Raw genomic sequence first — 7,356 nt, 5'->3', positions numbered from 1 at the left:
CCCGACCCGACCGCACGATCGTTGCGCCGGGGCGTCGTCGGCGCCGCTTCTGGGGGAACGGGTGTCGTCGGCGGTGGTCCCGGGGGAACGGGTGTGCGCGGTGGCGGTGTCGGCGGCCGGGGACTGCGCGGTGTCGGGGTCCGGTGCGTCGAACCACGGCGTCGGGTCGCCGGGGCCGTCACCGGTGCCCGGGTCGGGCGCGGTCGGGCCGGAACGGGGCGTGCTCGACGGCCGGACGGGCGGGGGCGCGTCCGCGGACTGTTCCCAGTCGAGGAACGATCCGCAGACCCCGCAGAAGGCGCTGCCGGGTTCGGCCGGTACGCACCGCTCACAGCGCTCCATCGTCGTCGCCTTCCGCCGGCTGCCCGTCGGCGACGACCCGGACCGTGCAGGGTACGTGCGCCGGCCGGTTCGCCTCCACCAGGGCGCGTAGTGCGTCCAGCGGCACCCGGTCCGGCTCGGCGACCCGCACCGTCACGGTCAGGGCGGGCGTCGCCGTACCCGGCAGCGGCCCACCGGATGTCGACGACCAGGCCGTGCCACCGTTCTCGGTGATCTCCGGCCGGACTCCGAAGATCATCTGCACCTGCTCCGCCAGGCCCTGCGCGGTGCCGCGTACCCGGTGTCGCGCCACCGCACCGGCGACCGCCTCACGGCGCTGCGTCAGCGTCCAGCCCGGTGCCGTCTCGGCCGCCACCCAACCGGCGAGCCAGTCGACGAAGTCGGCCGGAGCCAGCCGGGGGTCCAGATAGGCGGCGAGGTTGTCCAGCGTCGCGTGCACCGGCGCCAGCACCTCGTCGAAGGCGGCGAGCAACCGACCGGCCACCTCGTCGGTGGCGTAGATCGCCGGCAGCCGTCGGCTGAACGGATGCGGTGTGCCGAGACCCGCCACCGTGCCGCGCATGGGACACCCCTCTCCGGTCCGGGCGGACCTAGCGTTCCTCGATCCGGACCTGGTGTTCGTAGGAGAAGGCCAACGCGTGCGGGTCGAGGTCGACCCGGGACGTGGCCGTGCCCCGTCGGCCGGTGAGCGGGTCGGCGGGGAAGAGCAGGACCTCCTCCAGCAACGCGACGCCGGGCAGCGGCTGGAGCACCCCGAAGAGTTCGCCGGCCTGCACCGGCCGCCCGAACGGCCAGCCCGTCCCGTCCGGGCCCCCGCGCAGCGGGTTGAGGTAGCCGTAGAGCGCGTCGAGCACCGCCGTCCGGATGCGCCCGGCCGTCGCACCGGGCCGGGCGGTCAACCGGACCGCCACGGTGACGCCCTGGTAGAAGGGCGGTTCCACGCTGAGCCGTACGCCGATGGGCCGCCGCGCGTCCAGGTGTGCGGCGATGGTGGCGAGCATGTCGTCGGGCGGGATCAGCTGCTCGAAGCGAAGCTGCTCACCGGCGTCCGCGACCGCCTCCGGCACCACCAGCAGGCGTACGCCGCCGGAGTCGGCGCCGTCCCCGGCGGGCAGGCAGCGGATCCGGGCGGCGGCCGGCACGGCCTGCCCGGCGATCAGCTCGTAGTCCCGGGCGGTGACGGCCCGGTCCTGTGCCCGCAACTGCACCGGGCCCCGCTGCCGGGCACTCTGCACCGACTCGCCGTCCACCCCGCCGAGAGCGGCCTCCCGGTTCTCCACCCGGCTGACGTACGGCACCGAGCTGCGCAGCATCGAGATCGCGCCCCGGGCCACGTTCCCGCGCCGCCCACCGCCGGTGCGGTAGCGCCGGACCCGCAGCCGGGCGCCGTTGGGCGGCACCGCGCCGTAGCGGCGCAGCGTGCCGTCGGGTTCCCGGACCGCCGGCCCGAACGCCACCTCGCCGGTGGTCCGGTCCACGGTCACGCATCGGTCGTCCGGACCGGTGGCGCCGAACGCGTCCACCTCGGTCCACTCCTGCCAGCCGGTGCCGTCGGAGACCTCGACCACGAACGGCTCGTCGTCGGGGAGCACCGGCGGGCGGGCCACCCGCAGGTGCAGCCCCGGCACCCCCTCGGACTCGCCGAGGAACTCACCCACCACCGTCTCGGCGTGCACCGCCTCGACGGTGCCGCCGATGGTGAAGGCCGTCGCGGCCCGGATCGTCGGGGACGCCGAGTAGAACGGCTGGCCGGGTTCGGCGGCGACCAGCCGGCACCGCAGCCAGCCGGCCCGCTGGCCGCCGACGGTGGAGGTGGTGTGTCCGGCGGGTACGTGCAGCACCACGTCTCCGGGCCGGTTGAGTCCACCGGTGGAGTCGCTGTCCACCTCGCACTCCGTCCAGCGCGCGCCGTCCCAGGCCTCCCAGCGCACGGGCGGCTGCCGGGGGTCGACGCCGATGCCCTCGACCCGGCTCTCCAGCCGCAGCACCACCGTGCAGGACGGGACCGCCGCGTCCAGGCCGAACAGCACCGCGTCGCCGGCCGTGGGCGGGGTGCCGAAGCAGGCCACGTCCCGGCCGTCGCGTACCTGCTCGGTGCGGTCGGCGGCCTTGCCGTCGGCGGGGTGGACGCGCAGGTGGGCCAGCTCGCACGGCACGATCGCCAGGTCGGTGACGGTGGCGAAGACGATGGCCTCCTCCGTCTCGGTGCGGATCGTGCCGGCCTCGGTCCCGGCCCGCAGCAGCACCGTCTCGGCCTGCGGGGCGGCGAGCCAGAAGGAGAGCGCGGCCCGGGCCGCGGTCGGCGGGAAGAGGCGTACGCCGATCAGGTCGAGGAAGGCCAGGTAGTTCTTCTCCGGCACCCGGTTCAACCGGTACAGCAGCTCGTCGGTCATCTGCGCGAACGCCTCGACCAGCGTGACCCCCGGATCGGAGACGTTGTGGTCGGTCCACTCCGGGCAGCGCTGCTGGATGAAGCGTTTGGCGTCGTCGACGAGGTGCTGGAAGCGTCGGTCGTCGAGGTGGGGTGCGGGCAGGACCATCAGGACGTCGCCTCTACCTCGGCCCCGTCGTGCGACGGGATCACATAGAACGGGAAGACCAGGTTGCGCGGATCGTTGGTCCCGCGCAGCACGTACCGCAGGTCGATGTAGAGGGTGCCGGCGGTCACCTCGTCGAAGCCCACGAGGACGTCGGTGACCTCGATCCGGGGCTCCCAGCGGTCGAGTGCGGCGCGTACCTCGAAGGCGACCTGCCCGGCGGTGTTCTCGTCGGCCGGCGCGAAGACGTAGTCGTGGATGGCGCAGCCGAACTCGGGGCGCATGGGGCGCTCGCCGGGGGCGGTGCCGAGGATGAGCCGGATCGCCTCGACGATCTCCCGCTCCCGGTTGACCAGGGCGATCCCGCCACCGGCGTCGAACCGGAGCGGGAACGCCCACCCGGCGCCGATGAACTGCTCCGCCACCTCGCTCAGCCCCCGATCGTGACGTTCGGGGCACCGGTCAGGATCGTCGCCGAGCAGGTGGTGCGGTCGCCGACCCGGGCGGCGGGGAAGCCACCGATCAGCACCAGCCCGCCCGGCCGTGGCGGACCGGGCATCACCACGTTGGTCGGGCCGAGCGCCAGGTGCGGCGGCGGAGTCGGGCAGGTGCACATGGTGCCGACCACCGCCGCCGGTCGGCCGCCGATCAGCACGCTGGCCACGCCGAGCACGGGACCGGCCGTCGGCGGGGCCACTCCGGGTGGGCCGGCGGCGGGCGGACCGACGCTTCCGGTGGGTACGCCGTGACCGATCCTGTCCCCGACGCGGGCTGCTGCTGGCATCGCGTTTCCCTCCTCAGTTGATCCGGACGACCCGGCCGGAGATCGACACGCTGGCACCGGTGAGTTTCAGCTCGCCGCCGCCGGCGTCCACCGACACGCCCCGACCGGTGACCGAGACCGGCCCGCTCGACTCGACCGAGACACCCCCGGTGCCCCGGACGGTGAGGTCGGTCTTGGCCTCGATCACCACGCTGCCGTCGCTGCGGACGATCACCGAGGTACCGGCCCGGTCCAGGTGCACCAGCAGGTTGTCGGTGCCGCTCTGGGTCCGCAGCCGGACCCCCTGGGCCGCTGCGGCGACGGTCGGCCCGTCGAGCAGTTCCACCCAGTTGCCGGTGGTCCGCCCGCCGGCCGCCCGGCCCTGACGGGAGGCGAACGAGAGCCGGTTCACCGCCCCGCTCGTCGGGTCGACGAGTGGCCCGTCGTGCGGCGACGGCTGGTCGACGCCGTTGTAGAGCCCACCGATGACGTACGGCCGGTCGAGTAGTCCCTGCTCGAACCCGACGAGCACCTCGTCGCCGACCTCGGGGCAGCAGACCCCGCCGCCGCCGGTCCCGCCCAGTTGCACCGTGCGGACCCAGTCGGTCTCGTACTCGTCGTCGAGCCAGGGGAAGCGCAGCTTGACCCAGCCCCGGTCCCGGCGTTCCGGGTGGTTGCGGTCACGGGTGGCGTTGGCGTCGGTGACCACGCCGATGGCCAGCCCCGGCATCCGTGACCGCAGCGCCGCCGGGGTGCCTCCGGTCAGGCCGCCGAGCGACCGGTCCTGGGCGCCGCTGACCGTCAGCCAGGTCTCGTAGAACCGCGCCGGTCCGAAGACGTGCCGGCTGGCGGTCACGGTGTACTTGCCGACGAAGGGCTTCCCGACGCCGCTGAGCGTGAACGGCACGCCGGTGCGCAGCAGCGGGTTGCCCCGGACCGCCACCTCGAGTTCGGCGAAGCCGGTCGCCACCTGGGCGGCCAGTGAGCGGGACACGGTGTCGACCTCGGCCGCCGTCTCGTACGGCACGTCGGCGACCAGCATCTCGGCGGTGCCGAACCCCTCCGCCAACTCGCCTGCGGTCACCGGCAGCCGCACCTCGTCGCTGTCGCGTACCCGGGTGCGGCCGATCACCGGCTGGCGGGTACGGCGGTCCCAGCCGCGTACCTCCACGTCGGTGAACTGGCCGACCGAGGTGACGGTGGCGTGCATGGTGAGCACGTTGCCGTTCACCTCCGCCACGAAGTCGCTGCGTTCGGCGGGTGTCTGCGGGCCGGGGGCGGAGGCGGCGCGGACCGGCCGGCGGAACTCGAACTCGCCGTCGACCATCGCCACCTCGGCGTCGTTGTCGGCGGCCAGCATCCGGAGGAACTCCCAGTCGCTGACGTTGGGCTGCGCCACCACCTCGTAGACCACGGTGGTGGGATCGATCCGGCCGATCGGCAGGCCGGCGAACCGGGCCAGCTCCCGGGCGATGTCGGACGCCTTCCGGTTCAGGTAGCGGGCCACCCGCCGGCCGCGCCGCAGCCGGTGTGACAGGTCCAGGGCCCGGATCGTGGTGTACGTGCCGGTGCCGTCGAACTCCGTCTCGACGGTGACCACCTCGCCGGTGAACAGTGCGGTCTCGCCGTTGCGGTCACCGGGCCGGACCGCCACGGTCAACTGCTGGCCGATCGTGATGCCGACCTTCTGCACCAGCAGCGAACCGGGGTCGCGGTAGCGCAGGGTGGCCACCGCCGGCATGTTGACGCCGTCCTCGACGCAGCCGTACGCCAACTCGTCCGGCCAGGGGTCGGGGAGTTCCGCCGAGGGCAGGCCGATCTTGAGGATGTTGGTGAGGGTTCCGGTGGGCACGGGCTACCTGCCTTCCGTCGCGGCGCCGGACCCGACGGGTGCCCGGGACAGTGCGGCGGGGACCTCGTCGGGGGCGGGCAACAGCAACTCGGTGCCGGGCGGCAGCCGGCTCGGGTCGTCGATCTCGTTCGCCTCGGCGATCACCCGCCACACCGTCGGGTCCCCGTACTCGCGATGGGCCAGCAGCGGCAACGAGTCGCCGTCCACCACCCGGTGCACCCGGCGCGCCGACCGGGTGCCGGAGGTCGGGTTCTGGGCCGGCTTGCTGCCGCTGATCTCGGTCAGGTTCACCGCGCAGGTCGCCCGCAACGGGGTCCCGGAGCTGTCGAACAGCGTGTACGTGGCGGTGACCTGGCTGACGTACGAGTAGAACGAGACGGTCTGGAACTGACCCCAGGTGAACTTCACCCACGGTGGCGAGGGCGCCTTCGCCGCGATGCTGGCGGAGGTCGGCGTACAGCAGGAGAGCAGGCTCTCGACCCGCTGCTGCACCGTACGGCTGTGCGTGTCGGTCACGTCGAGGAAGACGGTCAGCGCGAGGCTGCGCGGCTCCGAGCCGGTGAACTCCGGGATGCCGACCTGCTCGGCGCCCCGGACCACGTGTGGGATCCAGGAGGCCGACTTGGTCAACGTCAGCTCGTTCGGGTTGAACATGAAGGTGATCGGGCCGCCGAGCGACCCGCCGGGGCGGTTACCGCCGCCCAGCGGTGGGTTGTAGCGCTGGAGGAACGCGGAGACCTTGCCGGTCGGCACGTCAGCCCACCTCCAGGAAGCCGTGGTAGGCGAGTTCGATGCTCTCCGTCGCCGTCTCCGACCGGGACGGGTCGAAGGACGGGCCGGTCCAGCGCACCAGGACGACATCGGCCAGTCCCCACTGGACCAGCAGGGCCCGGTCCGGCCGCAGCGCCGCGATCTGGGCGGTGCCCCGGGTGACGCCCTGCGGCAGTTTGGCGAGCATCCGGGCCACCTTGGCGGTGTCCGGGATCAGCGGCCGGGTGAGGGTGACGTTGGTGTAGCGCACCCGCGACGGCAGTTGCCAGACGAAGCCGTTGTTGCCGCCCTCCTGGTGCTGCTCCACCTCGACCTCGCAGCCGAGCCCGTCGCACGAGTTCCAGTCGCCGAGGTCGATGCCGTCGATGCGGAGCCGGAAGTGGACGCTGGTGCCGGGATCGATGTCGCTCACCGCCCACCGTCCAGCCACCGGCCGGAGCGTTCGCGTCCCCGTCGGAGTTCGGTCCGCAGCAGCCGGGAGATCGGTTCGACGAGCCGGTGGGCGAGTTCGTCCAGGGCCCGCCGGTCGAGGTGGTGGAACCGTTCGGCGCTGTCGCGGTCCTCGCGTCCCCCGTCGCGCCCCGTCTGGGTGCTGGCGTCCCGGGTCGTACCGGTCGAGCCGGCGGCGGCCGTCGCGGTACGGGTGGCGGTCGAGGAGCCGGCCGTCACCGGTCCGGTCCGTTGGACCGTCCGGGCGGGATGCGGCGCCGTCGACGTGCTGCCGCGCGGGGTGCGCTGGACCGGTGCTGCGGTGCTGGTGGACGTGCCGATACTCGCCGCGCGGGTCACGACCGGGCGCGGAACCGGGCCGGCGGGCACCGACGCGGCGACTGTGAAGGGTGCCGGGCTCGGTCCGGCGACCTGTCGGGCCGGTGGCCGGGCCGGGTGCGGCGCGGTGGCCGCAGTGGTCCGGGTGCCGTGGCCGGCGACTGGTGCGACTGGTGCCGCCATCGTGGGCGCCTCCCTGGTGCTCGCCGGAGTCCGGCTGGTCGTGGTCGCCGGTCCGCCGCCGGGTGACCGCGTCCAGCGGACCGGCACCGCCGGTCCGGCCGAGGTGCGGGCTCCGGTCGGCGTTCGGTCCGGGCCGCGTC

Annotated in this window: 8 protein-coding genes and 1 pseudogene; all 9 read right to left on the bottom strand. The window is 73.9% G+C overall.

Annotated features, from left to right (window positions below):
* Positions 1-342, bottom strand: a pseudogene (locus EYA84_RS22425) (hypothetical protein); the annotation flags it as partial.
* The gene (locus EYA84_RS22420) at positions 329-904 is read right to left on the bottom strand and encodes a phage tail protein (RefSeq protein WP_131055028.1); all 576 of its coding nucleotides are present in this window, start codon (positions 902-904) and stop codon (positions 329-331) included. The gene EYA84_RS22420 and the pseudogene EYA84_RS22425, both read right to left, overlap by 14 nt.
* Before the next feature lie 28 nt (positions 905-932).
* Positions 933-2,882, bottom strand: a complete 1,950-nt coding sequence (locus EYA84_RS22415) for a putative baseplate assembly protein (RefSeq protein WP_131055026.1) — start codon at positions 2,880-2,882, stop codon at positions 933-935.
* Positions 2,882-3,304 (bottom strand): GPW/gp25 family protein, encoded by a 423-nt coding sequence (locus EYA84_RS22410; RefSeq protein ID WP_131055024.1) that lies wholly within the window; start codon positions 3,302-3,304, stop codon positions 2,882-2,884. The genes EYA84_RS22415 and EYA84_RS22410 overlap by 1 nt, the downstream gene beginning before the upstream one ends.
* Before the next feature lie 5 nt (positions 3,305-3,309).
* Positions 3,310-3,663, bottom strand: coding sequence for a PAAR domain-containing protein (locus EYA84_RS22405; RefSeq protein WP_131055022.1), 354 nt, complete (start codon positions 3,661-3,663; stop codon positions 3,310-3,312).
* Between the two features lie 13 nt (positions 3,664-3,676).
* Positions 3,677-5,494 (bottom strand): VgrG-related protein, encoded by a 1,818-nt coding sequence (locus tag EYA84_RS22400; protein ID WP_131055020.1) that lies wholly within the window; start codon positions 5,492-5,494, stop codon positions 3,677-3,679.
* A gap of 3 nt (positions 5,495-5,497) precedes the next feature.
* Positions 5,498-6,247, bottom strand: coding sequence for a LysM peptidoglycan-binding domain-containing protein (locus tag EYA84_RS22395; protein WP_131055018.1), 750 nt, complete (start codon positions 6,245-6,247; stop codon positions 5,498-5,500).
* A 1-nt stretch (position 6,248) separates the two neighbouring features.
* The gene (locus EYA84_RS22390; protein WP_131055016.1) at positions 6,249-6,677 is read right to left on the bottom strand and encodes a phage tail protein; all 429 of its coding nucleotides are present in this window, start codon (positions 6,675-6,677) and stop codon (positions 6,249-6,251) included.
* Positions 6,674-7,216 carry a hypothetical protein gene (locus EYA84_RS33590; protein ID WP_236145904.1) on the bottom strand — a complete coding sequence of 181 codons (543 nt, stop codon included), beginning with the start codon at positions 7,214-7,216 and terminating at the stop codon, positions 6,674-6,676. The genes EYA84_RS22390 and EYA84_RS33590 overlap by 4 nt, the downstream gene beginning before the upstream one ends.
* Between the last annotated feature and the right edge of the window lie 140 nt (positions 7,217-7,356).

Source organism: Verrucosispora sp. SN26_14.1, assembly GCF_004307965.1.
Lineage (GTDB): Bacteria > Actinomycetota > Actinomycetes > Mycobacteriales > Micromonosporaceae > Micromonospora.
This window is presented reverse-complemented; position numbering and strand designations above follow the sequence as displayed.

Coding starts and splice junctions, on each gene's coding strand:
- EYA84_RS22420 (WP_131055028.1), bottom strand. CDS start 904: ATGCGCGGCACGGTGGCGGGTCTCGGCACACCGCATCCGTTCAGCCGA.
- EYA84_RS22415 (WP_131055026.1), bottom strand. CDS start 2,882: ATGGTCCTGCCCGCACCCCACCTCGACGACCGACGCTTCCAGCACCTC.
- EYA84_RS22405 (WP_131055022.1), bottom strand. CDS start 3,663: ATGCCAGCAGCAGCCCGCGTCGGGGACAGGATCGGTCACGGCGTACCC.
- EYA84_RS33590 (WP_236145904.1), bottom strand. CDS start 7,216: ATGGCGGCACCAGTCGCACCAGTCGCCGGCCACGGCACCCGGACCACT.